This window comes from Xanthomonas sp. NCPPB 3569 (genome assembly GCF_041475645.2).
Classification (GTDB): domain Bacteria; phylum Pseudomonadota; class Gammaproteobacteria; order Xanthomonadales; family Xanthomonadaceae; genus Xanthomonas; species Xanthomonas phaseoli.
Map to the genome: position 1 here is coordinate 4,740,280 of NZ_CM192969.1, position 25,042 is coordinate 4,765,321.

The 25,042-nt window shown below is 68.6% G+C and carries 16 protein-coding genes and 1 pseudogene; 16 read left to right on the forward strand and 1 reads right to left on the reverse strand.

Translation table 11 applies throughout. The features are described 5' to 3' along the window. Positions 1–31: 31 nt before the first annotated feature. The 5 genes from ACCQ03_RS20500 (at position 32) to tagH (ending at position 6,224) form a co-directional block, all read left to right on the forward strand. Positions 32–346, forward strand: coding sequence for a PAAR domain-containing protein (locus tag ACCQ03_RS20500; protein ID WP_017156340.1), 315 nt, complete (start codon positions 32–34; stop codon positions 344–346). A gap of 232 nt (positions 347–578) precedes the next feature. Continuing rightward, on the forward strand, positions 579–1,910 hold the full coding sequence (locus tag ACCQ03_RS20505) for a tetratricopeptide repeat protein (RefSeq protein ID WP_150147238.1): 1,332 nt from the start codon (positions 579–581) through the stop codon (positions 1,908–1,910). 147 nt (positions 1,911–2,057) lie between these two features. Next, positions 2,058–4,025, forward strand: a complete 1,968-nt coding sequence (locus ACCQ03_RS20510; protein WP_057678459.1) for a type VI secretion system Vgr family protein — start codon at positions 2,058–2,060, stop codon at positions 4,023–4,025. Then, positions 4,022–4,570, forward strand: a complete 549-nt coding sequence (locus ACCQ03_RS20515; RefSeq protein WP_057678458.1) for a DUF6931 family protein — start codon at positions 4,022–4,024, stop codon at positions 4,568–4,570. The genes ACCQ03_RS20510 and ACCQ03_RS20515 overlap by 4 nt, the downstream gene beginning before the upstream one ends. Positions 4,571–4,889: 319 nt before the next feature. Further along, entirely contained in the window at positions 4,890–6,224 is a 1,335-nt protein-coding gene (gene tagH, locus ACCQ03_RS20520; protein ID WP_209227822.1) for a type VI secretion system-associated FHA domain protein TagH, read from the forward strand. 58 nt (positions 6,225–6,282) lie between these two features. On the opposite strand, the gene ACCQ03_RS20525 is transcribed toward tagH, so the two are convergent. Continuing rightward, positions 6,283–7,164, reverse strand: coding sequence for a LysR family transcriptional regulator (locus tag ACCQ03_RS20525; RefSeq protein ID WP_057678456.1), 882 nt, complete (start codon positions 7,162–7,164; stop codon positions 6,283–6,285). A gap of 248 nt (positions 7,165–7,412) precedes the next feature. Here ACCQ03_RS20525 and ACCQ03_RS20530 point away from each other — a divergent pair, with 248 nt between their 5' ends. From ACCQ03_RS20530 to ACCQ03_RS20580, 11 genes and pseudogenes are all read left to right on the forward strand, one after another. Further along, positions 7,413–8,303, forward strand: a complete 891-nt coding sequence (locus ACCQ03_RS20530; RefSeq protein ID WP_057678455.1) for an aldo/keto reductase family oxidoreductase — start codon at positions 7,413–7,415, stop codon at positions 8,301–8,303. 67 nt (positions 8,304–8,370) lie between these two features. Beyond that, positions 8,371–8,499, forward strand: a complete 129-nt coding sequence (locus ACCQ03_RS20535) for a hypothetical protein (RefSeq protein ID WP_280514374.1) — start codon at positions 8,371–8,373, stop codon at positions 8,497–8,499. A 305-nt stretch (positions 8,500–8,804) separates the two neighbouring features. Next, positions 8,805–10,139 carry a type VI secretion system baseplate subunit TssK gene (gene tssK, locus ACCQ03_RS20540; RefSeq protein ID WP_209227824.1) on the forward strand — a complete coding sequence of 445 codons (1,335 nt, stop codon included), beginning with the start codon at positions 8,805–8,807 and terminating at the stop codon, positions 10,137–10,139. Beyond that, a complete protein-coding gene (gene icmH / locus ACCQ03_RS20545; RefSeq protein ID WP_209227826.1) occupies positions 10,121–11,401 on the forward strand; it encodes a type IVB secretion system protein IcmH/DotU in 1,281 nt (426 codons plus the stop codon). Before tssK ends, icmH begins: the two co-directional genes overlap by 19 nt. Continuing rightward, positions 11,398–14,928, forward strand: coding sequence for a type VI secretion system membrane subunit TssM (tssM, locus tag ACCQ03_RS20550; RefSeq protein WP_209227828.1), 3,531 nt, complete (start codon positions 11,398–11,400; stop codon positions 14,926–14,928). Before icmH ends, tssM begins: the two co-directional genes overlap by 4 nt. Continuing rightward, positions 14,925–15,500 (forward strand): type VI secretion system-associated protein TagF, encoded by a 576-nt coding sequence (gene tagF / locus ACCQ03_RS20555; RefSeq protein WP_209227830.1) that lies wholly within the window; start codon positions 14,925–14,927, stop codon positions 15,498–15,500. Before tssM ends, tagF begins: the two co-directional genes overlap by 4 nt. Next, positions 15,497–16,213: a PP2C family protein-serine/threonine phosphatase gene (locus ACCQ03_RS20560; RefSeq protein ID WP_039569523.1), complete on the forward strand. Its 717-nt coding sequence runs from the start codon at positions 15,497–15,499 to the stop codon at positions 16,211–16,213. Before tagF ends, ACCQ03_RS20560 begins: the two co-directional genes overlap by 4 nt. Positions 16,214–16,217: 4 nt before the next feature. Then, positions 16,218–19,913, forward strand: coding sequence for a bifunctional serine/threonine-protein kinase/formylglycine-generating enzyme family protein (locus ACCQ03_RS20565; protein ID WP_209227832.1), 3,696 nt, complete (start codon positions 16,218–16,220; stop codon positions 19,911–19,913). After that, positions 19,910–20,368 carry a hypothetical protein gene (locus ACCQ03_RS20570; protein ID WP_057679720.1) on the forward strand — a complete coding sequence of 153 codons (459 nt, stop codon included), beginning with the start codon at positions 19,910–19,912 and terminating at the stop codon, positions 20,366–20,368. Before ACCQ03_RS20565 ends, ACCQ03_RS20570 begins: the two co-directional genes overlap by 4 nt. Continuing rightward, a complete protein-coding gene (locus tag ACCQ03_RS20575) occupies positions 20,365–22,041 on the forward strand; it encodes a ShlB/FhaC/HecB family hemolysin secretion/activation protein (protein ID WP_017159423.1) in 1,677 nt (558 codons plus the stop codon). The genes ACCQ03_RS20570 and ACCQ03_RS20575 overlap by 4 nt, the downstream gene beginning before the upstream one ends. A gap of 11 nt (positions 22,042–22,052) precedes the next feature. After that, positions 22,053–24,980 (forward strand): annotated as a pseudogene (locus ACCQ03_RS20580) (beta strand repeat-containing protein); the annotation flags it as partial. Between the last annotated feature and the right edge of the window lie 62 nt (positions 24,981–25,042).

Genomic DNA, 25,042 nt, shown 5'->3' on the forward strand with positions numbered 1-25,042 from the left:
GGTGACCGCTGCGGCCTGGCTGGATAGTGCCGTGCATGGCCACTCCCCAAGCGTGCCGATGCAACCTGCCGCGCGCCTGACCGATTTGCATGTCTGCCCCATGGTGACCGGGGTGGTGCCGCATGTGGGCGGGCCGATCGTCAGCCCCGGCGCGCCAACGGTATTGATCGGCGGCCTGCCGGCGGCGCGGCTGGGCGACATGGCGGTCTGCGTCGGCCCGCCGGACAGCATCGTGGCCGGCGCACCGACCGTGTTGATCGCAGGCCAGCCGGCTGCGCGTCTGGGCGACAGCACCGCGCATGGCGGGGTGATCACCCTGGGCTGCTTCACCGTGCTGATCGGGTGAGTGGTGCGTTGGGGGCGGATGACCGGTGGCAGGCCGCCGCCCGTTGGCTGCCATCGCGCCCCTGCGCAGGTACTCCAGCCTGCCAGCGCCCGCAGCGATTCCAGGCGGTGGCCGCCCCGGCGCATCAGCACCACGGTCGTGGTGCTGGCCGCGCGTTGCAGACGTGATGCCGTGCGGCTGCGCGCTCACGTTCGTGTCCGCACCACCGGTTGCCGTGTCCTTGGAGAAGCTCATGCAAATTGCGACCCAGCCACACCCCGACGCCCTGCAGCAGGCGATCGCCGCGCACCGCAGTGGCCAACTCGAACATGCCGCGCAGCTGTACACGCAGCTGCTGGACGATCAACCCGAACATGCCGACGCGCTGCATTACCAGGGCATCCTGCTGCACCAGCGCGGCAATAGCGCCGCAGCGGTGGCCTCCATCACCCAGGCGTTGACGCTGGCGCCCGCGCAACCGGATGCCTGCAACAACCTGGGCAATGTGCACCGCGAATGCGGCCGCCTGCGCGATGCCGAACACTGCTATCGCCGCGCACTGGCGCTGGCGCCTGCGCATGCCGATGCACTGGCGAATCTGGCAGCGGTGCTGGAAGCGCAGCGGCGCGGCGAAGAAGCCTTCGTCACCTATGCGGCGTTGTTGCACACCTATCCGCAGTCTGCGCATGCGCATTACCTGCTCGGCCTGTTCCTGCGCAATCACGCGCAGGACACCGAGCATCTGCAGCAATCGGTGCAATGCCTGCAGCAGGCCTGCACACTGGCGCCGGACAACCTGCACGCCCGCGAGGCGCTGGGCACCGGGCTCTACCTGTTGGGCGAGCATGCGCAGGCGCAAGCGGTGTATCGCGACTGGCTCGCGCTTGCGCCGGGCAACGCGGTGGCGACGCATATGCTGGCCGCCTGTGGCGGCGCCGAGCCGCCGCCGCGTGCCGGCGATACCTATGTGCGTGAACTGTTCGATGGCTTTGCCGACAGCTTCGACGAACAGTTGCTGCATCACCTGGAGTACCGCGCGCCGCAACGGCTGACCGAGGCATTGGCGGCCTGCCTTGCGCCACCGCATGCAGGCTTGCGCATGCTCGATGCCGGCTGCGGCACCGGGCTGTGTGCGCCGCTGTGGCGCCCGTATGCACGGCAACTGGTGGGCGTGGACCTGTCGCCTGGCATGGTCGCCAAGGCACGCCAACGCGGTGGCTACGATCGGCTGGAGGTGGCCGAACTCACCGCATACCTGCACGCGCAGCACGCGCAATGGGACGTGATCGGTTCGGCCGACACATTGGTGTACTTCAGCGCGCTGCAGCCGGTGCTCGTTGCCGCTGCCGGCGCGCTCACGCCAGGGGGCGTGCTGGGCTTCACGGTCGAAGCGCTGGACGCGCGGGACGACCGGGTCGAACTGGATGCCAGCGGGCGCTATCGGCATAGCCAGGCGCATGTGCGCGCCGCGTTGCATAGCGCCGGTTTACAGCCGATCGCGTTGGAATTGGACGTGCTGCGCAGCGAACGCGGCCAGCCCGTGCACGGCTGGGTCGTGACCGCGCGCACGCCTGGGCCGGGCTGAGACGAAATGTCGGCTTTGCCGCACGCACGCATGTGAGCATGCGCGTGACGGTTGCCGTGCCTTTCGCCGCCTGCCGTTGCACGCGGGCGCAACGCAGCGCCGTCGGTCAGCGCAACGTGCGTTGCCCCATCACCTGTGGATGCTTCGATGCCGCGCACCATCACGCTGCACTCCGACCTTGGCGAGCGCCTGCTGCTGCACCGCATGCAGGCCAGCGAAGCGTTGGGGCAGCTGTTCGACTACCGCATCGATGCGTTGTGCAGCGAGCTGCAGCCCAGCCTGCGTGATCTGCTTGGCACGCCAGTGGCGGTGCAACTGGCCGATGGCGAGGGCGAACAGCGCTGGTATCACGGCATGGTGGCCAGTTGCGCGCACAACGGCTACACCGTGGTTGATGCGCTCGATTACGCCGTGCTGGAATTGCAGGTGGTGCCCAGGCCCTGGCTGCTGACCCAACGCCGCGATTGCCGCATCTATCAGGACATGAGCGTGCCGGAGATCGTCACCAGCGTACTGGGCGACATCGGCTACGGCGATGTGCAGCAGCAGCTGAGCGCGCAATACGCCAAGCGCACCTACTGCGTGCAATACCGCGAGGACGATTTCAGCTTCATCAGCCGGCTGCTGGAACTCGAAGGCATCTATTACTACTTCACCCATACCCGCAGTGCGCATACGTTAGTGCTGGCCGATGCGCTGGGTGCGCATGCAGCGAAAAACGGCGTGGACAGCTTGCCTTACGTGCCGCCGGGAACCGACGACCGGCGCGTGATGCGCTCGGTGGTGAGCCATTGGCGCAGTGCGCGCGGCGTACATTCCAGCCAGCACGGCAGCACCGACTACGACCCGCTGCAGCCGCGGGCATCGCTGGCCGCCGAGGCCGACGCCAGCGGCGAACAGTTGCACGCCGTCGACGGGCTGATCGCCTTCGATTACCCAGGTACGCACGCCGTGCAGGCCGACGGTAGCCGCTACGTGCAGGTGCGCACCGAGGCGCACAACGTGCAGCGCGCCAGCCATGCGGCCACCACCAATGCCTGCGGTCTGATGGTCGGTGCGTTGTTTCGCTTGCGCGGGTTTCCGCGTGCCGAAGTCAACCAGGAATATCTGGTGCTGTCGGCGCACACCACGCTGGCCGCGCCCGAACACGGCGGCGGCGAGCCGCCGTTTTCCAGCAGCGTGCAGGTGATGGAAAGCCGGCTGCCGTACCGTAGCCCGCAACGCACCGCAAAGCCGACCATTGCCGGCCTGCAGACGGCGGTGGTGACCGGCGACGCCGACGAGGACATTGTGGTGGATGCGCATGGCCGCGTGCAGGTGACCTTCCACTGGGCCACTGCGGCACGCCCGCATGCCGCGCCATCGTGCTGGGTGCGCGTGGCCTCGATGTGGGCCGGCAAGGGCTGGGGCGCAATGAGCCTGCCGCGCGTGGGGCAGGAAGTGGTGGTGAGCTTTCTGGAGGGCGACCCGGACCGCCCGTTGATCGTGGGCAGCGTCTACAACGGCGACCATGCCCCGCCGTTTTCCTTGCCCGACAACAAGACCCAAAGCGGCGTGCGCAGCCGCAGCCTGCTGGGCGGCACCGCCGATTTCAACGAGCTGCGTTTCGAAGACAAGGCCGGCGCGGAAGAGCTCTACCTGCGTGCGCAGCGCGATCTGCGCGAAGAGGTGCAGCACGACCACACCAGCACCATCGACAACGATCGGGTGCTGACGGTCAAGCACGACCGCAGTGCGCGCATCGACAACAACGACAGCGTGGATGTGGGCAAGAAGCTGCTGCTGAAAGCCGGCGAAGAAATCGAATTGGTGACCGGCAACGCGCGGCTGGTGATGAAACAGAACGGCGAGATCGTGTTGAGCGGCATCAAGATCCTGATCGATGCCAGCTCGGAAGCCAAGGTCACCTCCACCGCTATCAAGCTGCTGGCCAATGCACAGCTGCAGGCCAAGTCGCCGGCCACCGAGGTGGCTGGCGATGCCACGCTCAAACTGACCTCCGGCGGCATGCTCAGTGCCGAAGCCGGTGCCTCGGCCACGCTCAAGGGCCCGTTGGTCAGCATCAAGGCCGACGCCTTGGTGCAGGTCGGCGGCGGCCTGATTATGATCGGATGAGCGCGCCCACGCTCTCGCTGGCGCAGGCCTGTGCGCAGATGCAGTTGTCTGCGCCTGCCTGCGCGCAGCTGCGTACGCCGATGGCGCCGCAGGCGGCGGTCAGCGCGCTGCTGGCCAGCGGTCATGGCGAAGATGCCATCAAGCTGCTCGCGCGCCTGCTACCCAAGCGCTACGCCGTGGCCTGGCTGTGCCAATGCGTGCGCGGCGAAACCCTGGACGAGGAAGACCGTGCCGGCGCGGCACTGGCCGAGAAGTGGGTGCGCGAGCCCAGCGAGGCGCATCGTCGCGCGGCGCAGGCATTCGCGCATGCCGGCGATTATGTCTCCCTGGGCGCGTGGCTGGCTGCGGCAGTGGCCTGGTCCGGCGGCAGCCTGGCGCCGCCGCACCAGGCCACCCCCGTGCCGCCGGCCGACCACCTTACGGCGCGCGCGGTGGCCGCCGCCATCACCTTGCTGGCCGCGCGCGAACCGGCGCAGCTGGAGGCGCGGCGCAGCGACTATGCAGCGCATGCGATGGAGTTGCTGACCAGTGTGGGGGCGCCATGAAGCCGCCTGATCGCCGAAGTAGCGATCCGCGCGGGGTACATCGTGGGCGCGGCATCGGCGCCAACTGCGCGAGACCCAGCTGGTGTTTCAAAGCATGGTTGGATGCGGCGCACACGCCAGGCTGCCGCACCAGAAGAAGCCTCGGTGCCGAACCGACAGCGCGGGCGCGCACGGCGATCAGCACTTGCGAATGTGCTCCAGCGCAGGCGATGTCCGTCTGCTGCATGCACTCCACCGGCAACGCTGCACGCAGCGTTTTCTGCCGACATGCACGAATGCCAGTCGCACCTACCGATCACCGTTTGCAGGAGTCCATGGCGTGTCCAGTTCGCAGTTGATCCTCACCGTCAGCGGCGCGCAGGCCGCGCAGTTCGGCGCCAGCGCGCAGAAGCGCTTTGCCGGCACCGGCGGCAGCATCGGCCGCTCCGACGAAAGCGATTGGGTCCTGGCCGCGCCCGGCGTCTCGCGTACGCACGCAGTGGTGCGCTTCCTCAACGGGATGTATTTCATCGAAGACCGCAGCACCAACGGCATGTCGCTCAACGGCACTGCGTTGACGCGTGCGGACCCGTCCGCGCTCAGCGATGGCGACCGCCTGCAGCTGGACAGCTTCGAAATCCAGGTACAGGTGCAGGCGCTGGCCGCAGCCTCGACGCCGGCGCCAGTGTTCGACCCGCTGCCAGATGCGATGGACGACCGCACCCAGGTGGCGCCGCCGCCGTCGGCGCTGCGTGCCCCCTCCGTCACGGCGGGCTTTGACCTGCTGGAGTTCGGCACACCGCCTGCGGCACGGCCTGCGGTGGACGGGTCGTTGGACGATTTGCTGCTGAGCGGCACGCCCCGCGAGCTGGATCCATTGCGCCTGCTCGACCCGTTGCCTGCGCCGGCGCGCGATGCCAGCCGCAGCGCATGGAATCAGAGCAACGCCGGCCACGACCATTTCCGTCCACCGGCCAGTGCCGATGCACGCGCCACCTTGCCGGAAAACTGGGACATGACGCTTGGCGATTTTGCGCCGTCCGCGCCATCGCCTGCGTTATCGCCCACGGCCGCGCCGGTGGCTTCGCCATGCACGCCGCCGGCGGCGGTGCCGGTTGCAGCCGCAGCGTCGGCGGCAACAACCGTGCCGGCAGAGCTGGAGCGCATCTTCGCCATCGTGGTCGATGGCGTCATGGACGTGCTGCGTGCACGCGCCGAGATCAAGAACACCTTCCGGCTGCCGGTCACGGTGATCCAGCGCTCGGAAAACAATCCGCTCAAGTTCGCCGCCACCGCCGAAGATGCGCTGCAGAAGTTGCTCGCACCGCCAAGCGCGTCGTTTCTGTCCGGGGTGCCGGCATTCGAAGATGCCTTCGACGATATCCGCTGCCATCAGATGGCGATGCTGGCCGACATGCGCGCCGCTTTCGACGCCATGCTGTTCCACTTCAGCCCGGACCGCCTGGAGCAGGAAGCCGATGCCGGCGGCAAGCGCCTGGGTTTCGGTGGCAAGGGGCGTTACTGGGAACGCTATCGCGACAACTTCGAGCAGCTGCGCAGCGACCCGGACGAATGCTTCCGTCGCCTGTTCGGCGACGAGTTCGCGCGTGCCTACGAAGCGCAACTGGCGCGCTTGAAATCGGCACGGCGGCCGCCGGCGGGGCGCGGAATCTAGCACGCTTCGCTGAATCGCGTGCCGTCTGCACTGCATGCCGGCAGCGTTGCCGACGCGCTCAGTCAGGCAGGTTCTTGACGAACTCGATGAAGGCGCGCAGCGCCGGCGGTGTGAGGGTGCGATTGGGGTAGTACAGGTACGGGCCCTGGAATGGCTGCCACCACGGGCGCAGGATGGGTTCAAGCGCACCTGTGTCGAACTGCGGCTGCAGCCATTGTTCGAACAGATGCAGGATGCCGCTTCCGGCGATGGCCGCCTGGATCGCCAGCTCGATTCCGCCGCCGATCTCCACCAGCAATTGCCCTTGCGGCACGATGGTGACCACTTCACCGTCGCGCTCGAACTCCCACTCTGCAACAACGCCGCTTGGGAAGCGCCCGCGGATGCAGTCGTGGGCAACGAGTTGCCGCGGGTGGGTGGGGCGTCCGCGCCGGTCCAGGTAGCCTGGCGCGGCCGCCGTGGCGATGCGCTGCACGCGCGGGCCGATCGGGATGGCCACCATGTCCTGCTGCAGCCGTTCGCCATAGCGGATGCCGGCGTCGCAGCGTGCGGCGATCACGTCGACAAAACTTTCTTCGGTCAGGATCTCCAGCGTGATGTCCGGGTACGCCGCCATAAACGCCGGCACAATCCTTGGCAGCACCAGGCGCGCGGCACTGACCGGCACGTTCAGCCGCAGCGTGCCGGTCGGCGTATCACGAAAGGCGCTGACCACCTCCCTGGCGTTCTCCAGTTCCAGCAAGGCGGGCGCGATGCGTGCCAACAACGCCTTGCCTGCATCGGTCAGCACGACGCTGCGTGTGGTGCGGTTGAACAGGCGCACGCCAAGCGAGGCCTCCATGCGCTTGATCGCATCGCTATAGGTCGAGGCGCTCACGCCCGCGCTCTTGGCGGCGTCTCGAAACCCTCCTGCGCGCGCCACGCGTACGAAGGCCTCCATATCTGAGAGGTGACCGCTCATTGTTCGGCAATCCGTACGACCTGTCCGCTTTGTACCCGATTGTCGCACAGGGGGTGCCTACGTACAGTTCCATTGCGCTGCGGCAGCGACCACGTCGTTGCCCCACGCGCCTCCCGCGTTGCTTCCTGTTTCCTGGAGCCACGCAAAAGATCCCGTCGCACTCCCGTCGTGCCCAACACGCGCAGCGGTGACGCACGCCACCTGCCTCCATACCAACAGGATTCCCCATGAATAGCGGCAAGCCCTTGGGCGGCACATTGACCCTGCCCGGCACCACCCTTGGCATCAAGCGGATCGGCTACGGAACCATGCAGTTGCCCGGACCGCATGTCTGGGGAGCGCCGCGCGACAAGGCCTCGGCGTTGTCTGTGCTGCGCGAAGCAATCGCCTTGGGCGCCAACCACATCGACACCGCGCAGTTCTACGGGCCTGGTGTGTCCAACGCACTCATCCGCGAAGCACTGCATCCCTATCGCAGCGATCTGGTCATCGTGACCAAGATCGGTTTCAGCCGCGGCCCCGATGCCTCCTGGAATATCGATGTGTCGCCTGCAAGCCTGAGGCGGCAGGTGCATGACAACCTGCAGAGCCTTGGCCTGGAAACACTGGATGTGGTCAACCTGAGACTGGGCACGGCAATGGACACCGACGAGCGTTCGGTCGCCGAGCCGGTCGCGTGCCTGGCCGAGCTGCAACGCGAGGGCCTCGTACGCCATATCGGCTTGAGCAACGTCACGGCGCGCCAGTTCGAACAAGCGCAAACACTGGCCAACATCGTCTGCGTTCAAAACCAGTACAACCTGGTCAAGCGCGACGATGACGCCTTGATCGAGATGCTCGCGCAACAGGGGGTGGCCTATGTTCCGTTCTTTCCGCTCGGCGGCTTTTCGCCCGTGCAGTCGGAGCTGCTGTCGGGCGTTGCCAGACAGGTAGGCGCCACGCCCAAGCAGGTTGCACTTGCATGGTTGCTGCAGCGCTCGCCCAACATCCTGGTCATCGCTGGCACATCGTCGGTGCCGCACCTGCGCGAGAACTTCGCATCCGCCGAGCTGAGCCTGTCGGCCGCGCAAGTCGCAACGCTCGATGGCATCGCTGCCGAGGCCGGTGGCGCTCGGTAGGCAGCTTGGCAACACCGCGCCGATGCAGATCGGCTCACCCGTCTGCACGCAATCGCCAGGCGGGTGCTTGCGTACCAGCCAGGCCGAGCAGACGACTGGCGAGGTCGTGTTGTCCGCTCCACGACGCGCCCGCAGCATCGATATCGCTGGCCTGCTCGCACGCCCGCGTTCCACAGCCCAACGCCTGGCCGAATGACCGCACCGTGATCGGCTGACGGCAGCGGCACGGGCGTTGGCGGCTGCCCAACGGGGCACGGCGGCTGAGACGTTTTGACGGGTGAGCAGCTTGGGTGCGCCGCAGAATTGCGCCACCGACACGCATCGGCGGTGCGGGGCTTGCGTCGTCAATGACCGCCGGGCGTACAGCGTGCAACACAGCTCAATGCACCCGACAACGCAGCGCGCAGACGTTCCTGCAGGCGTGCCTGGCAGGTCGCACGCGACGCGGTGTGGACGCCTGTGCGCTGCATCGGTGGCCGACCTTTTCTCAGCGAGCGGATCATGCACAACAACAAGGTCGTGTGGAGCGAAGGGCTGTTTCTGCGCCCGCAGCATCTGCAGCAGCAGGAACGCTACCTGGAGCGCTACGTCGACCTGCGTGCCGCGCGGCTGCGGCCGCATGCCTGGGGCGTGAGCGAGCTTGAATGGGAGACCGATCTGCTGGCGGTCGGCAAGCTGGGCCTGCGCCGTGCGCGTGGCGTGTTCGCCGACGGCACGCCCTTCGCAATGCCGGGCGACGACCCGCTGCCGGTGGCGTTGGAGGTGGAACCTAACTGCCGCGACCAGATCGTCTATCTCACCGTGCCGCTGCGGGTGCCGGCGCAACCCGAACTCGGGCGCCCGGAATCGCCGGCCGATCAGCTGTTTCGCTACCGCGTGCGCGAGACCGAAAGCAACGACGCCTCCGGCAGCACCAGCGAAGCGGTGTTGATGGAGGTCGGCGGCTTGAGCACGCGGTTGCTGCCGCACTCGCAGCCGTTGGAAGGTCTGGACCGCATCGCGGTGGCGCGCATCATCGAGACGCGCGCCGACCGTCAGGTGGTGCTGGACCCGCAGTTCATTCCCAGCGCGATGGTGTGCCAGGCGGCGCCGCGCTTGACCACCTTTCTGACCGAGTTGCTCGGCCTGCTGCACCAGCGCGGCGAAGCACTGGCATCGCGCGTGACGCTGACCGATCGCGGCGGCGCCGCCGATATCGCCGATTTCCTGCTGCTGCAGCTGGTCAACCGTTGGCAGCCACAGATGGCGCACTGGGCCGCCGCGCCATTGGCGCACCCGGAAGAACTGTTCCGTGCCTTGGTGGCGCTGGCCGGCGAATTGAGCACCTTCACTGCGGCCGGCAAGCGCCCCCCTGCCTGGCCCGCCTATCGGCACGAAGCGCAGCAGGAGAGTTTCGAGCCGGTGATCGCCGCCTTGCGCAGCAGTCTGAGCGCGGTGCTCGAACAGACCGCCACGCCGCTGCCGATCCAGGCGCGCAAGTTCGGCGTGTGGGTGGCGATGGTACCGGACCCGGGCCTGCTCGACAGCGCGGCGTTCGTGCTCGCGGCCAAGGCCGACATGCCCAGCGAAGAGTTGCGTCGGCAATTGCCTGCGCACGCCAAGATCGGGCCGGTGGAGCAGATCCGCGACCTGGTCAATCTGCAGTTGCCCGGCATCGTGGCCACGCCCATGCCGGTGGCACCGCGACAGATCCCGTATCACGCCGGCTATCTGTATTTCGAATTCGACAAGAGCGCAGCGTTGTGGCGAACGCTGAAGACGTCCGGCAGTATCGCATTCCACTTCGGCAGCGAATTCGCCGGGCTGGATCTGCAGCTGTGGGCGATCCGGAGCTGAGCATGAGCCGACCCATTGCCGATCTGGCGCCTGCCTACACCGCACCGCTGCCGGCCGCAGGGGGCAACGGCGTGCCCAGCGAAGACACCGACATCAGCGAACTGCTGGGCCGCAGCGTCAACCCGTTGGTGCAGGCCGCCACGCCGCTGCTGCTGTTGGCAGTGCAGTTGCGCCACAGTGCGCAAGCTCCCGATGTGGCCCGCCTGCGCGAGCAGGTGATGGAGCAGGTGCGCCGCTTCGAACAACGTGCGCGCGATGGCGGTGCGCCGGTGGAGGCAGTCACCGCCGCGCGCTACGTGTTGTGCGCACTGCTCGACGAAGCGGTGCTCAATGCGCCGTGGGGCGAGCGCAGCGGCTGGTCGCAGAAGACCTTGCTGGTGACCTTCCATAGCGAATCGTACGGCGGCGCCAAGTTCTTCCAGATCCTGGAGCGCTTGTGCGCCGATGTGCCACGGCATCTGGACTTGATCGAGCTGATGTACCTGTGCCTGGCGCTCGGGTTTGTCGGCCGCTACCAGATCGAGTCCGGCGGCATGGTGACGCTGGCGGCCATCCAGGACGATGTCTACCGCCGCATCCCTGCGGCGCGCGGCCCGGCGCCGGACAGCCTGGCGCCGCGTTGGCGCGGGGTGGAAGACCGCCGCCGGCTGGGCCGTTATCTGCCGGTGTGGGCGGCGGCGTTGCTGGGATTGAGCGTGGTGGTGGTGGCGTTCGTGTGGTTGCAGGCGCGGTTGAACAGCCTGTCCGCACCGATCAGTGCGCAGGCCGCCCAATGGGGCATTGCGCCGGCCACGCCGCCGGACGCTGCACCCGTGCCGCCGCCGCCGGTGCGGCTCAAGCAGCTGCTCTCCGCGCAGGAACGGGCCGGGTTGTTGCGCGTGGACGAACAGGCCGACGGGCAGACGCGCGTGCGCCTCAGCAGCGCGGCGATGTTCGCCTCCGGCGGGGTGGAGGTGGAGCCGCAGCAGCGCGGCTTGATCGCGCAGATCGCTGCGGCGATCGAGCAATTGCCGGGGCGGGTGATCGTGGTCGGGCACACCGATGACGTACCGGTGCGCTCGCTGCGCTTCCAGGACAACTACGCCTTGTCGGCCGCGCGTGCGCAGGCGCTTGCGCAGGTGTTGCAGGCGCAGCTGAGTACGCCGGGGCGGGTGGACGCCATCGGCGCCGGCGATTCGCAACCGATCGCACAGCCAGCGCAATTGCCGGCCAACCGCGCGCGCAACCGCCGTGTGGAAATCCTGTTCCAGCCTGGGGAATGACGATGAAGACGCTGTTGTCCAAGCTGAGCGCAACGGTGGTGGTCAGTGTGCTGGCGCTGTGCCTGCTGTCGGTGCTGCTGTGGGTGGGCGGGCCATATGTGGCGCTGGCCGGCTGGAGTCCGCTGAGCAGCGTGGCGGCGCGGCTGCTGGCGATCGTGTTGCTGGTGGTGGTGTGGGCGGGCGTGCTGGCGCTGCGCCGCTGGCGCACGCAGGCACGTGCGGCAACCTTGTCCAGCGCGCTGGCGGCGCCGGGCCGCGACGACGACCGCGAGCTGCGCAGCGGGCAGGAGCGGGTGCAGTTGCAGGCGCGCTTCCAGCAGGCGATCCAGTTGCTGCGCAAGCGGCGCGGCGGCGCCGATCTGTACACGCTGCCGTGGTATGCGCTGATCGGCCCGCCCGGTTCGGGCAAGAGCACCTTGCTGCAGCATTCGGGCCTGCAGTTTCCGCTGGCTGCGCGCATGGGCGATGCGGCCTTGCGCGGCGTCGGCGGCACCCGCGATTGCGAATGGTGGTTCACCGATGAAGCGGTGTTCCTGGACACTGCCGGGCGCTACACCACGCAGGATTCGGACCAGGCGGTGGATGCCGGCGCATGGCGCGATTTCCTGCGCCTGCTGCGGCGCTATCGCCCGCGCCGCCCGCTCAACGGCGTGTTGGTGACGATGAGCATGGCGGACCTGTTGCTGCTCGACGATGCCGAGCGCGACACGCACATGCAGGCGATCCGCCGCCGCCTGGACGAACTGGCCGAGCAGTTGCAGGCCAGCGTGCCGGTGTATCTGATCTTTACCAAATGCGATCTGATCGGCGGCTTTGGCGAGTTCTTCGATGATCTGACACCGGCGCAGCGCAACCAGGTGTGGGGCATGACATTTGCGTTGGCGCAGACCCTGGACGGGCACGCGGCGCGCAGGTTCGCCGACGAGTTCGGCGTGCTGCAGCAGCAGCTGAGCGCACGCCTGTTCGAACGCCTGAATCTGGAGCGCGACCGTCTGCGACGCGCGGCGATCCTGTCGTTTCCGCAGCAGGTTGCCGCACTCGGCGAGCGTGCGCGGCAATTTGTCGAAGGCACCTTCGCCGGCAATGCGTATGGCCCGGCGCCGTTGCTGCGCGGGGTGTACTTCACCTCCGGCACGCAGGACGGTACGCCGATCGACCGCATGCTGGGCGCGGTGGCACGCACCTTCGGCCTGGAAGAAGCGCGCGTGCAGGCACCGGGCGCGCAGCGGCGCACCTTTTTCGTCGAGCGGCTGCTGCGCGAGGTGGTGCTGCGCGAATCCGGCCTGGCCAATACCCCGCCCACCCAGCAGCGCCGCAGGGCGTGGCTGCAGGCCGCCGCCTACGCGGGCGTGGCGTTGCTGACTGGCGCAGTGCTGGCCGGGTTGGGGCTCAGCTACCTGGGCAACCGGACGTACCTGCACCAGGTGCGCGTTGCGCTGGACGCGCGGCCGGCAGTGCCCGATCCCAATGCCGCCACCGGCATGCACGAGTACGTGGCGCGCACCCTGCAGCAAGCCGATGCCACGCAGGCGGTGGTGAAGGTGGCGCAGCAGTATCGCGCCGGCGCACCGTGGTCGTTGCGCATGGGGTTGTTCCAGGGCCAGGCGGTAGGCGAGCAAGTGCAGGCCGGCTATCTGCGTCAGCTCAACGCCACCTTGTTGCCAGCCTTGGCGGTGCGCTTGCGCACCGGTCTGGTCGATAACGCACAGGCACCGCAGGCGCTGTACTACACGCTCAAGGGCTATCTGATGCTGGGCCAGCCGCAGCATCTGGACCCGGCGCAACTTAGCGCGCTGGCCGCCATCGAAGCGGCAAAACTGTTCCCGCGCGAGCCGGCCTTGCAGCAGGCGCTGCGTGCGCATCTGCAGGCGGTGCTGGAGTCGCCCGCGCGCGTGCGGGCGCTGTCGCTGGACAACCAGCGCATCGCCCAGGCGCGCTCCAGCCTGCGCGCGGCCGATCTGTCGACACTGATCTACGGCAACCTGTTGCTGACCCCGCCGGACGGCACCCCGTTGCGGCTGGATAAAGCACTGGGCTTGCTGGCCGACACCTTCGTGCGCCGCAGTGGCGCGGCGTTGTCCACCCCGGTGCCGGCGCTGTACACCCAGCCGGTGTTCGCCGCCTTGCAACGCGATGGCATCGGCCAGGCGGTGGAACGCTTCGGCCGCGACGATTGGGTATTCGGCGGTGCGGCGCTGGACGCCTCCGCCAAGGCCACGCTTGTGCGCGAAGTGGGGCAGCGCTACACGGCCGATTACATCCGTTACTGGGATGGGTTGCTGGCCGACCTGCAACTGCGTCCCTCGGCCGATCTGGCCGGTGCCAGCGCCACGGCCGCCAAGCTGGCCGGGCCCAGTTCGCCGCTGCGGCTGCTGCTGGGCGTGGTCGGCGAGCACACCCAGGCAATGGACCGCGTACCGCCGGCAGACCCTGCGCAGCGCGCGCTGGCCGCTGCCGCCAACTCGGCAGGCGCCAAGGCCAATGCCGCCGCGGCCAAACTCCCCGGCGGGGCGGCGATGAGCGCGGCGCTGGCCACGCCGGCCGAGGGTGCCGCAGCTGCGGCGCCGGCAGCGGGTGCGGCGATCAGCGAGCATTTTCTGGCGCTCAACGCCTTGGCCGCCGGTGCCCCTGGCAGCACGCCGCTGGACCATCTGCTCAGCGTGCTCGATCAGCTCGGCAAGCAATTGCTGGTGATCTCCCAGGGCGGCGGCGATGCCGCGGCGGCCAACGCGCAACTGGCGTTGGCGCGGCAGGAAATGGCGCAACTGCCGCCGCCGGTGACCGACTGGCTGCAGAGCCTGGCCGGCAGCAGCGCCACCTTGATGACCCAGGGCGCACGCGCCGCGCTGGATGCGCAGGTCAGGCAATCGGTGGGCGAGGTGTGCACGGAATTCGTGCGCGGCCGCTACCCGTTCGATCCGCAGGCGCAGGTGGAGATCCCGCTGCAGAATTTCGGCGAGTTGTTCAGCAGCGGCGGGCGCCTCGAGACGCTCTACACCGGCACCGTCAAACCGCTGCTGGATACCCAGTCCCCGCAATGGCGCTGGAAGGATGGCCCGGACGCGGTCATCGGCGCGCCCGGTCTGCCGGTGCAACTGCAGCTGGCGCAACGGATCCGGCAGAAATATTTTCGCGGCGGGCCCACGCCGCAGATCGGCTTTACCGTGCTGGCGCCCACGTTGGGCGAAGGCGTGACCCGGCTGACGCTGGATATCGAAGGCCAGCGTTACGACTACCAGCCCGGCGCGGCGCAAAGCATGCCGATGACCTGGCCCGGGCCGGTGCCGGGGCATGTGTCCATCGCCGCGTTCGGCGCCGATGGCGTGGCGCTGGGAACGCTGGACTACCAGGGCGACTGGGCATTGTTTCGCGCGCTGCAGGCAGGACACCTGGAAAACCCGTCGGATCTGCGCTTTGTCGCCAGCTTCGCGCTTGGTGGCCACGACGTGCAGGTGCCGCTACGCGCCGGCAACCTGCGCCACCCGTTCCTGGACAGCGACGTCCAGCAGTTCGCGTGCGGCGGATGAGCATGCCGGCGAACGAACCACCCGGCTTCCACGGCAAGTTGCCTGGCGTGGGCGACTTCGTGCAGCGGCGCCTGCCGGCCAGCTTCGTGCGGCCGTGGGATACGCATTTCGCCAACTGCCTGGACACGGTGCGCCAGCAACTCGGGCAGCGCTGGCCAGGCGCGTATCGCAGCAGTGGCCTGCGCGCATTTGCGTTGGGGCCGGGCGTGTGCGGTGCGCAGGCCTGGGCCGGCCTGCTCGGCCCGCGCGAAGACCGCGTGGGGCGCTGTTTTCCGCTGACCGTGGCGATGCCGTTGCCGCACATGTGCCTGCCGTCGGCGGCATGGTTCGGCGCAGTGGCTGCGTGCCTGGGCCGCAGCTTGCGCGCGCGCACCGATGCCACCGGATTCGATGCCGCGTTGTGCGCGCTCGGCGTGCCCGGCGCGCCTTCCAGCATGCATGCACCGGTGCCCGGCCAATCGCTGTGGTGGCGGCTGGGCGCGGCCGCGCACTCGATCAACGGGCTGCCCACCGCCCAGATGTATCTGGAGTGGTTGCTGGCCGAGCAGGACATCACCGAGGTGACCCGATGAACGCGCCCTACCAATCGGCCGGGCACACCGAAACCGGCAAGGTGCGCCGGCTCAACGAAGACGCCTTGCTGCTGCGCGAAGACGCCGGCCTGTGGGTGGTGGCCGATGGCCTGGGTGGCCACAGCGCCGGCGATTACGCCAGCCAGTTGCTGGTGCAGCGACTGAGCGCGTTGGTGCGCCCGGCGGATCTGTGCGATTTCCTGGATGCCATCGACGACACCCTGGCGCAGATCAATCGCGAGCTGCTGCAGGTGGCGCGCGAGCGCCGCGTGGACATGATCGCCACCACCGTGGTGGTGTTGGTGCACGACCCGGATTTCATGCTGTGCGGCTGGGTCGGCGACAGCCGCATCTACGCCCAGCAGGGCGGCCCGCTGCGCCAGCTCACCCGCGACCACGTGCACGGCGTGCGCGATGACCTCACCCAGTTCGGCAGCGCACACGCCAGCGCCGCAGCGGCCGGCGTGCTCACGCGCGCGGTGGGTGCGCAAGAGCCGCTGTTCGTCGATTGGGTGTTGACGCCGAGCCTGCCGGGCACGCAGTTTCTGCTGTGCAGCGACGGCATCAACAAGGAAATTCCAGACCCGGAGCTGGATGCCGAATGCCATCGCTTCGGCGATCCACGCGCGCTGCTGGCGCGTCTGTTCGAATTGGCGATGGGGAGGGCGGCACGCGACAACGTCACCGCCGTCGTCGTTCGCCTGCAGGAGTAAGTGCATGCACGAAGACACTGCCACCGTCACCGAACTGGTCACCGCCATGCGCCGCGGCGCACTCGACCTCGATGCCGTCCTGGCCGCGCTGGGCAAGCGCGCCGCGGTACCGGAGGCCGAATACCGCGCCGGCATGGAAACGCTGTGGACGCTGCAACGCCAGCACCTACTCGACGATGCCACCGTGACCACGCTGGTAAGCCGGCTGGATGCGTTGCGCGATCGCGCGCCTGCGATTGCGCCTGCGCCATCGGCAACGCAGCAGCCAACACCCACGCCAACCGTGGTCGACGACGATGCCACGGTGGTGATGCCACGCCCCGGCCCGGCGCGCATGCTCGAAGACGACATCACCCGCGTGCAACCGGCCCAGCCCCTGCCCGGCGAGGCGCCCAGCCTCACCAGCCTGGGGCTGGGCGCACCCACCTACCTTGGCACGCAGACCGGCACCGGCACCGGCACGGCCGGTACCGCCAGCCTGTCGAGCTGGCAGCACCTGGCCGAAGCCGCCGGCGGCGATCATGCTGGTGTCGGCAGCCTGCTCAAGGGCCGCTTCCAGCTCGAACGCGAACTCGGCCGCGGCGGCATGGGCGTGGTGTATCTGGCGCGCGACGAACGCAAGGTGGAAGCGCGCGACCGCGACCCGTGGCTGGCAGTCAAGGTGCTCAGCGACGAATTCCGCCGCCACCCCGACGCACTGGTCGCCCTCCAGCGCGAAGCGCGCCGCTCGCAGAAACTGGCCCACGACAACATCGTGCGCGTGTACGACTTCGACAAGGACCGCACCCTGGTCTTCATGACCATGGAATACATCGACGGTTGCGACCTGAAAACGCTGATCCGCGAGCAGGCCTACCACGGCATGCCGCTCAAGCAGGCCTGGCCGCTGATCGATGGCATGGGCCGGGCGCTGATGCGCGCGCACACGGCCGGCATCGTGCATTCGGATTTCAAGCCCGGCAACGTCATGGTCACCCGCGATGGCGTGGCCAAGGTGTTCGACTTCGGCATCGCGCGCGCCGGCAAACACGCCGCCGATGTCGCCGGCGAACAGACCGTGTTCGATGCGGCCACGCTGGGCGCCTTGACGCCGGCCTATGCCAGCCTGGAAATGATCCGTGGACAGGCCCCCACACCGGCCGACGATCTGTACGCGCTGGGCTGCGTGTGTTTTGAATTGCTGACCGGCAAGCACCCATTCGACAAACTCAGTGCCGAAGTGGCGCTGCGCGAAGGCCGCCGCCCGCCGCCGGTGCCGGGCCTGACCCGTCGCCAGTACGCCACGTTGTGCGCGGCCGTGGCGTTCCCGGCTGCGCAGCGGCTCACGCGTGTGGACCAACTGCTCGACGGCCTGCGCCAGGTGCCGCTGCGCGAGCGCGCGCTGCCGCTGATCGGCTATGGCGCCACCGCGCTGGCGTTGGTCGGCGTGGGCGGGTGGGGCGCATCGCGTTATCTGCATCAGCGCCATCTGGACGAGGTCATCGCACGCTTCGGTGCGCAGGACCGGCAGCAATACCGCGACGAAACCCAGGTCATGCAGGCGCTGTCCAGCCTGAGCGCAGACGACCGCCGGCGCGTGCTCATGGACCGCAGCGACCTCATCGAAGATTTCCTGCTGCGCCGGCTGGACGCGCTGTGGAATCCGGCCAACGGCCGCGACGATTACCGCGGCGCGCTGCAGGTGTTCGCCTTGCGCGACCGGCTGCGGCTGTATTCGCCCGCGCTGGATGCGCGTCGCCAGGCCATCGAGCGCGAAAAGAACCAACGCCTCAACGCGCTCGACACCACGCTCAATCGCCAGCTCGATGCCGGGCTGTTGTTCCGCACCCAGCCCGACAACGCGCTGGCCACGCTCGACCAGGTGCGCCGCATCGATCCGGGCAGCAGCCTGCTGCGCCATTCGGCGCTCGAGGTACGGCTGGACGCCGCCATCGCCGAAGCAGTCGCAGCAGGGCAGCTCACCACCGCGCGGACGCAGGTAGAACAGGCGCGCGCCGCGTTCCCGGACTCGTTGCGCCTGCAGTTGCGCAGTGCCGAGGTCGGCGTGGCCGAGCAGCAGGCCAAACGCACGCCGGTGGCCGCCGCGTTGCGCGATGCGGACAGCGCGCGCAAGGCACTGGCTGCCGATCTGGCCAACCCCAGCACCGACCCGGCCTGGCGCGCGCGTATCGACGCCGAACTGGCCGCACTGCCGGCGGCCGAGCGCAGCAGCCAGGGCAGCGCGCTGGCCGAGGCCATCGGCACGGCGGTTGCCGCACAAAGCGACCCCGCACAGCTGGCGGGCGCGCAGGCGCTGGTGGATTTCGGCCTGGGCCTGGCCCCGCAATCGGCCAGCCTGCTGGCCCAGCGCACGCGCCTGCAGACGCTGGAGCACCAGCTCGAACAAGCGCTGGCACGCGAAAGCGCCGAGTCCGAACTGGCCGCGCGGATCGAATCGCTACACCGCGCCGCCGCCGCCAACGATTTGGGCAAGACCGGCGACGCACTGGCGCGCATTCGCGCGCTGCAACCGGGTCATCCGGTGTTGCGCAGCGAGGGCCCACAACTGCTCTCGCAGGTGTATCGCAACACCGCCGGCGATGCGTTCGCACAAGGGCGTTATGCGCAGGCGGCCGACCTGCTGGCGCAAGCGGTGCAGACGCTCGGCCAGCGCGCCGAATTGCGCAGCGCGCAAACCCGTTATGCGGTGGCCGCCGCCGTGATGAGCGCGGGCACGCTGGCGCCCAGCGAACGCCAGCAACTCGCCGCGCGCCTGCAGACGCTCTATCGCACCGATGCCACCGCGCTGGCGCAGCTGGAGGCGCAGATGAAGGCGGCCGGCCAATTGCCGGAAGGCGCGTTGTCGGCCCGTCTGCAACGCGCGCCCGCTGCCGATGCGCCGGCCGACGACAGCGTGCCGCCGGGCGGCGCCCCCGAGAACGCTGCGCCTGCCGCCGGCGCAAGACCGGCGCGCGGCAAATCCGCTGCCAAGCCCGCCGCTGCCGCCGCCACCGCTGCGCGCAACTCCGCCGCCGCTGTGGCAGCGCCCGCCAACGTGGACGATGCCGACAGCCTGCCGCCGCTGCCCACCGGCCCGGATCCCTGTGCCGGACTGGCCGGGCGTGCTGCAGCGTGCTTCGACACACTCGGGCAGACCCGCGGGCCGATGCTGGTGGTGATCCCGGCCATCGCCGGCGGCAAGCCGTACGCCTTGTCGCGCGGCGAAGTGGCGGTGGCCGATTTCAACCTGTTCTGCCAGGCCACTGGCCGCTGTACCGCCCAGGCCGCCGCCACCCCGGAACTGGCGCGCGCGCCGGTACGCAATATCAGCCTGACCCTGGCGCGCGCCTATCTGCGCTGGCTCACCATCGGCAGCGGCGGCTGGCGTTACCGCCTGCCCAGCGATGCCGAGTGGCTGCACGCCGCGCAGGCGGCCAGCAACTGGCGGCAGGCCGAAGACAGCAATTGCGTGCCGCCCAACGCCAGCGCCGGCGATGCCGCGCGCGCACCGGTGTCGGCGCGCGGACGCGATGCCAATCCCTGGGGCCTGATCAATCTCACCGGCAATGTCTGGGAATGGGTATCGACCGGAACCGGCGTGCAGGCGCGCGGCGGAAGTTTTTCCAGCTACTGGTCCGATTGCACGGTGCAGGCCAGCCGTGCCGACAACGGCTCGGCGCAGCCGGACGTGGGCCTGCGCGTGCTGCGGGAGCTGCCATGAGCGCCGCCCCGCCGTCGCCCGCTGCAACGGCGCATCCGGCCAATGCGCAGCTGCAGGCGCTGGCGCTGGCGCATCAGCAGGGCCAACTCGACCGCGAGCAATACCGCGCGCGCCGTCGGCGCGTACTGGACGCCGCCCGCCAGAGCCAGGGGGTGACCCTGCGCAATGCCTTGCCGAGTTCGCCTGATGCCCGGCCGGGCCCGCTGTCTGGGCATCCGGTGGCACGCAAGCTGCGCAGTCAGGTGGTAGCGGTCTTCATAATCGTGACGCTCATCGCAATAATACTGCTAACATTGCATGAATGTACGTTGGGGTTTGATCGGCGTTCAGCAAGGGGCGAGGTCAGACACGCCGATCGCCGTGCAGTCGCCGCCGTGGCGCCTGCATGCGCAGCGGGACACGTCGGCCATGCGCAACAACGGATGGTCTCAGGGGAAATGGACGTATGCGTATGACGTGTCTGGCCGCGGCGGTGTCCGCGTGCCTACTGCTGGCCGCACCTGCGTGGGCGCAGTCGCCGACCGATGCCACCGCTGCTGCGCAGTCGGCAGCGGCGGTGCCGGCCATGAAGGACCGGACCGACGCGGTCACCCTGCAGGTGCGCGGCTTTCGCGTGCGCGATGTGGGCCACTACCCGGAGGCCGGGATCGACCCGGCCCGCATGCAGGCCGTGGCCGACGCTGCCTTCGCCGAGCTGGCCCAGGGTCAGCCGGTGGTGGCGTTGCGCTTCGATCAACTGCAGGCGGTCGCCGATGCCGTCACCCGCGCCTACCGGCAGGCCGGCTTCATCGTCAGCACCGCCTATCTGCCGGCGCAGACGCCCGGGCCCGACCAACTGATCGAGATCCGCGTGCTGGAAGGGCGCATCGGCCAGATCAGCGTGCAGGGCGCCGCACGCTACCGCGGCAATGCCTTGTCGGCACCGCTGCGCCAGCTGCAAGGCCGCCCGCTGCGCAAGCAGGACGTGGACACCGCGCTGTTGTATGCGCGCGATCTGCCGGGCGTGTCGGTGTCCTCGGTGCTGCAGCCGGGGCAGAAGGACGGCGAGACCGACGTGGTGCTGGTCGCCAGCGAAGCTGCCCGCCCGTATGTGATCACCCTGGGCGGCAACAACTACGGCACCGAGCTGACCGGCCGGTATCGCGCCCAGGCCGGCATCACCTGGAATAGCCCGCTCGGCCTGGGCGATGTGTTCGCCGCCAACTACGCCTATTCGCTGGCGCCGCGGCAGAGCCAGATCGGCGCGCTGTCGTATGGCCTGCCGATCGGCAGCGTGTCCGGCCTCAGCGCGGTGATCGGCGCCAGCCGCAGCGAACTGGAAGTGCGCAACGGCGTGTTCGCCCGGCTTGGCCTGAAGGGGCCGACCTCCATCGTCTACACCGGCGCCGACTGGAAATTCATCAACACCGAAACGCTGCAGCTGCAGGGCTCGGCGCGCTATCTGCGCGAGCAATCCAAGCTCAGCGCGCTGGGCATGCAGTTGTCCGACCAGCAGTTCGATGTCGCCGAGCTGGGCCTGTCGTTGCGGCGCACCGATCTGCGCTGGCGCGGTGTGGATCTGCTGCAGGGCAGCGTGCGTCAATCCTTGCGCGACCGCTCGGCGCCGGTGGACCAGATCAGCCCCGGCCGCGACAGCTATTTCACCATCGCGCGGCTGGCCTACACGCGCCTGCAATACCTCACCCGCACGCAACGGCTGTATTTCAAGTTCAACGGCCAATACAGCGACGACACGCTGACCCCGATGGAGCAGTTTGCTGTCGGTGGGCCGGACAGCGTGCGCGCCTATCCGGTCTCCGATGCCTTGGGCGACCGCGGGTACTACACCGCGCTCGAATACCACATCGATGCTCCCGGGTTTGCCGATGCCGCATCGCCGTTCAATGGTCGGCCCTGGCGCGAACTGCTGGAGCTGGATGTCTTTGCCGACCACGCCCGCGTGTTCGCCGCCAATGGCCGCCTGGCGCCGGCCAGTTTCGATGCCGCCGGCGTGGGCCTGACCTTCCGCTTGCCGCAGTACGCCAATTTCGAATGGCGCATCAGCGCCGCGCTTCCGACCGGTGCGCGCGCTGCCTCCGACGGACGCGACGACGCCCGCCTCTACACGCGTTTCGGCTTCACTTTCTGAGGGATCTGCGCATGCACGCCACCATCCATCCCGCGACCTCGCCGCGCACGCTCCCGTTGCGCCACTGCCCGCTTGCCATTGCGCTGGCAGCTGCCCTGCTGGCCATGCCGGTCAGCGGCCTGGCCCAGGTGGCGGCCAACCAGCTGCCCACCGGCGGCAGCATCGCCGGCGGCACCGGCACCATCAATGCCGCCAACGGCAGCAGCCGGACCGTCGACCAGACCTCCGCGCGCATGGCGCTGACCTGGTCGGCGTTCGACATCGGCTCGTCGGCGACGATGATCTTCAACCAGCCCAGCACCAGTTCGGTGGTGCTCAACCTGGTGCAGAGCAGCGACGCGACACAGATCTACGGCAACCTCACTGCCAATGGGCAGGTGTTCCTGCTCAACAGCAACGGTGTGTTGATCGGAAGTACGGCCAACATCAATGTCGGCGGCTTGGTGGTCAGTACGCTGGGTACCACCGCGTTGCAGTTCATGCGCGGCGACTACAGCCTGGATGCCGGCGGCACGACCGTGGCGCAGGTCATCAACAGCGGCACCATCAACGCTTCTGCCGGGTCGGCGGTCCTGATCGGCGGCCGGGCGTCCAACAGCGGCACCATCACCGCCACCGCCGGCAACATCACCCTGGCCGGTGCCGACGCGGCCACGCTGACGTTCGAAAGCGGCGGCTTCGGCGTGTTGATCGACAAGCCGCTGCAGCTGAGTCTGGCGACCGAAGCGGTGGACAACTCCGGCACCCTGAGCGCGCCGGGCGGCGCGATCCAGCTGCAGGCGCGCGCGGCGCAAGGCCTCTTCGATCGACTCATCAACAACAGCGGCACCATTCGTGCGTCGTCGCTGTCCAATGGCCCCGACGGCAGCGTGTCGCTCATCGCCTCCGGCGGTGGCAGCCTCGATGTCGCCGGCGGCGGCAGCATCGATGCCGGTACCGGTGCGATCACCTTGAGCACCGGTCGCGGCGTGCAGCAGACCGGCATCTACACCGCCGGCAGCCTGGATGGCTTTATCGGCGGCAGCGCCACCTTCAGCGGGGCCAACAAGATCAGCAGCCTCGGCAACCTGGACGTGGGCGGCAACCTCAGCCTGAGCAACACCGTCGCGTTGTCCCAATCCGGTGCGCTGGCGGTGACGGGCACCAGCCAATTCCTGCAGTCCGGCAGCGCGCTGTCGCTGACCAACGGCAGCAATACCTTCGGTGGCTTGTTCAGCGCCAGCGGCAACGGCATTGCAGTGAACGCGGCGGGCAATCTCTCGATCGGCACCTTGACCCTCGACAGCAACAGTGCGCTGTCGTTGAGCGCCGCTGGCGCATTGACCTTGCCGACCACGGCGATCAACACCGGCAGTGCCAATCTCACCCTGTCCAGCGGCGGCGGCCTCAGCACGCGCGCTGCGCTGGCAGGCACGAACGTGGACCTTACCGGTCGCGGCGGCATCGCGCTGGCGCATGACGTGACCGCAAGCGGCACGCTGAAGCTGACCTCTACCAACACCGCGATCACCCAGACCGCCGGCAGCGTGGCCGCGACCGGCACCAGCACCATCAATGCCGGAACCGGTCCCATCACCCTGGACGGCGCGAGCAACGACTTCCAGGGCGCGGTGACGCTGACCGGCGGCAACACGCGCATCAGCGACAGCGGCGCGCTGACATTGGGTGCGGTGAACAGCAACGATCTCACCGCCACCAGTAATGGCGCGTTGAACTTAGGCAGCGGCCGGGTGGGCGGTGCGTTGCTCGCCACCAGCAACAACGGCGCGATCACGCAGTCGGGAACCGGTAGCTTGAGCATCGTCGGCACCAGCAACCTCAACGCCGGCACCGGTGTGATCACGCTGGGCAACAGCGGCAACACCTTTGGCGATCTGGTCAGCGCCAGCGGGCGCGGTATCACGTTGAATGCTGCCGGCAATCTGTCGATCGGCAGCTTGAACCTCGGCAGCAACAGCGCGCTGTCGCTGCGTGCCACCGGTGCATTGACGCTGCCGACAACCGCGATCAATACCGGCAGCGCCAATCTCACCCTGTCCAGCGGTGGCAGCCTCACCACGCGCGCCGCGTTGACGGGCACGAATGTGGACCTCACCGGTACCGCCGGCATTGCCCTGGCGCATGACGTGACCGCAAGCGGCACGCTGGCACTGACCACGACCAACAGCGCAATCACCCAGACCGCCGGCAGCGTGGCCGCCACCGGCACCAGCACCGTCAGTGCCGGAACCGGCGTCATCGAACTGGATGAAGCGGCCAACGACTTCCAAGGCGCAGTGACGCTGACCGGCGGCGCCACGCGCATCGCCGACACTGGCGCGTTGACGCTGGGTGCGCTGAATACCGGCAACCTCACCGCCACCAGCAACGGTGCGTTGAACCTGGGCAGCGGCCGCGTTGCCGGCGCCCTTGCGGCGAGCAGCGGCAATGGCGCCATCAGTCAGAGTGCCGGACTGATCGTCGATGGCACCGCCACCCTCAACGCCGGCAGCGGCGCCATTGCGCTGACCGACGGCAATAACGATTTCCGCAGCGACGTGAGCCTGACCGGCACCGGCATCAGCGTGGTCGATCGTGACGACCTGCGCATCTCCTCGATCAGCAACGGCACCAACGGCGGCATCGCCCTGACAGCGGGCGGCGCACTCACGCTGCCTGCCCAGAACCTCAGCACCGGCACCGGCGCGCTCAGCCTGACCGCCAATGGCGGTGCACTGAGTACGCTCGGCACCTTGGACGGTGGCAACGTCAGCGTGAGCGCGCGCGATGGCGTGGTGCTCAATCACAACGTCACCGCCAGCGGCCTCCTTGGCTTGACTGCCACCAACGCCGCCATCACGCAGAACGCAGGGGTGCTCGACGTCGGCGGTCTTGCGACAGTCAATGCCGGCACCGGCGCCGTTTCGCTTACGGGCGACAACGACTTCAAGAACGGCATTGCATTGACCGGCCGCACTATCGCGGTGGTCGATGCGAACGATCTGGCCGTGCTCTCGCTCAA

Bases quoted from the DNA above. Each gene is read 5' to 3' on its own strand.
- ACCQ03_RS20505 (WP_150147238.1), top strand. From the start codon at position 579: ATGCAAATTGCGACCCAGCCACACCCCGACGCCCTGCAGCAGGCGATC.
- ACCQ03_RS20510 (WP_057678459.1), top strand. From the start codon at position 2,058: ATGCCGCGCACCATCACGCTGCACTCCGACCTTGGCGAGCGCCTGCTG.
- ACCQ03_RS20515 (WP_057678458.1), top strand. From the start codon at position 4,022: ATGAGCGCGCCCACGCTCTCGCTGGCGCAGGCCTGTGCGCAGATGCAG.
- ACCQ03_RS20525 (WP_057678456.1), bottom strand. From the start codon at position 7,164: ATGGAGGCCTTCGTACGCGTGGCGCGCGCAGGAGGGTTTCGAGACGCC.
- ACCQ03_RS20530 (WP_057678455.1), top strand. From the start codon at position 7,413: ATGAATAGCGGCAAGCCCTTGGGCGGCACATTGACCCTGCCCGGCACC.
- tssK (WP_209227824.1), top strand. From the start codon at position 8,805: ATGCACAACAACAAGGTCGTGTGGAGCGAAGGGCTGTTTCTGCGCCCG.
- tssM (WP_209227828.1), top strand. From the start codon at position 11,398: ATGACGATGAAGACGCTGTTGTCCAAGCTGAGCGCAACGGTGGTGGTC.
- tagF (WP_209227830.1), top strand. From the start codon at position 14,925: ATGAGCATGCCGGCGAACGAACCACCCGGCTTCCACGGCAAGTTGCCT.
- ACCQ03_RS20560 (WP_039569523.1), top strand. From the start codon at position 15,497: ATGAACGCGCCCTACCAATCGGCCGGGCACACCGAAACCGGCAAGGTG.
- ACCQ03_RS20565 (WP_209227832.1), top strand. From the start codon at position 16,218: ATGCACGAAGACACTGCCACCGTCACCGAACTGGTCACCGCCATGCGC.
- ACCQ03_RS20570 (WP_057679720.1), top strand. From the start codon at position 19,910: ATGAGCGCCGCCCCGCCGTCGCCCGCTGCAACGGCGCATCCGGCCAAT.
- ACCQ03_RS20575 (WP_017159423.1), top strand. From the start codon at position 20,365: ATGACGTGTCTGGCCGCGGCGGTGTCCGCGTGCCTACTGCTGGCCGCA.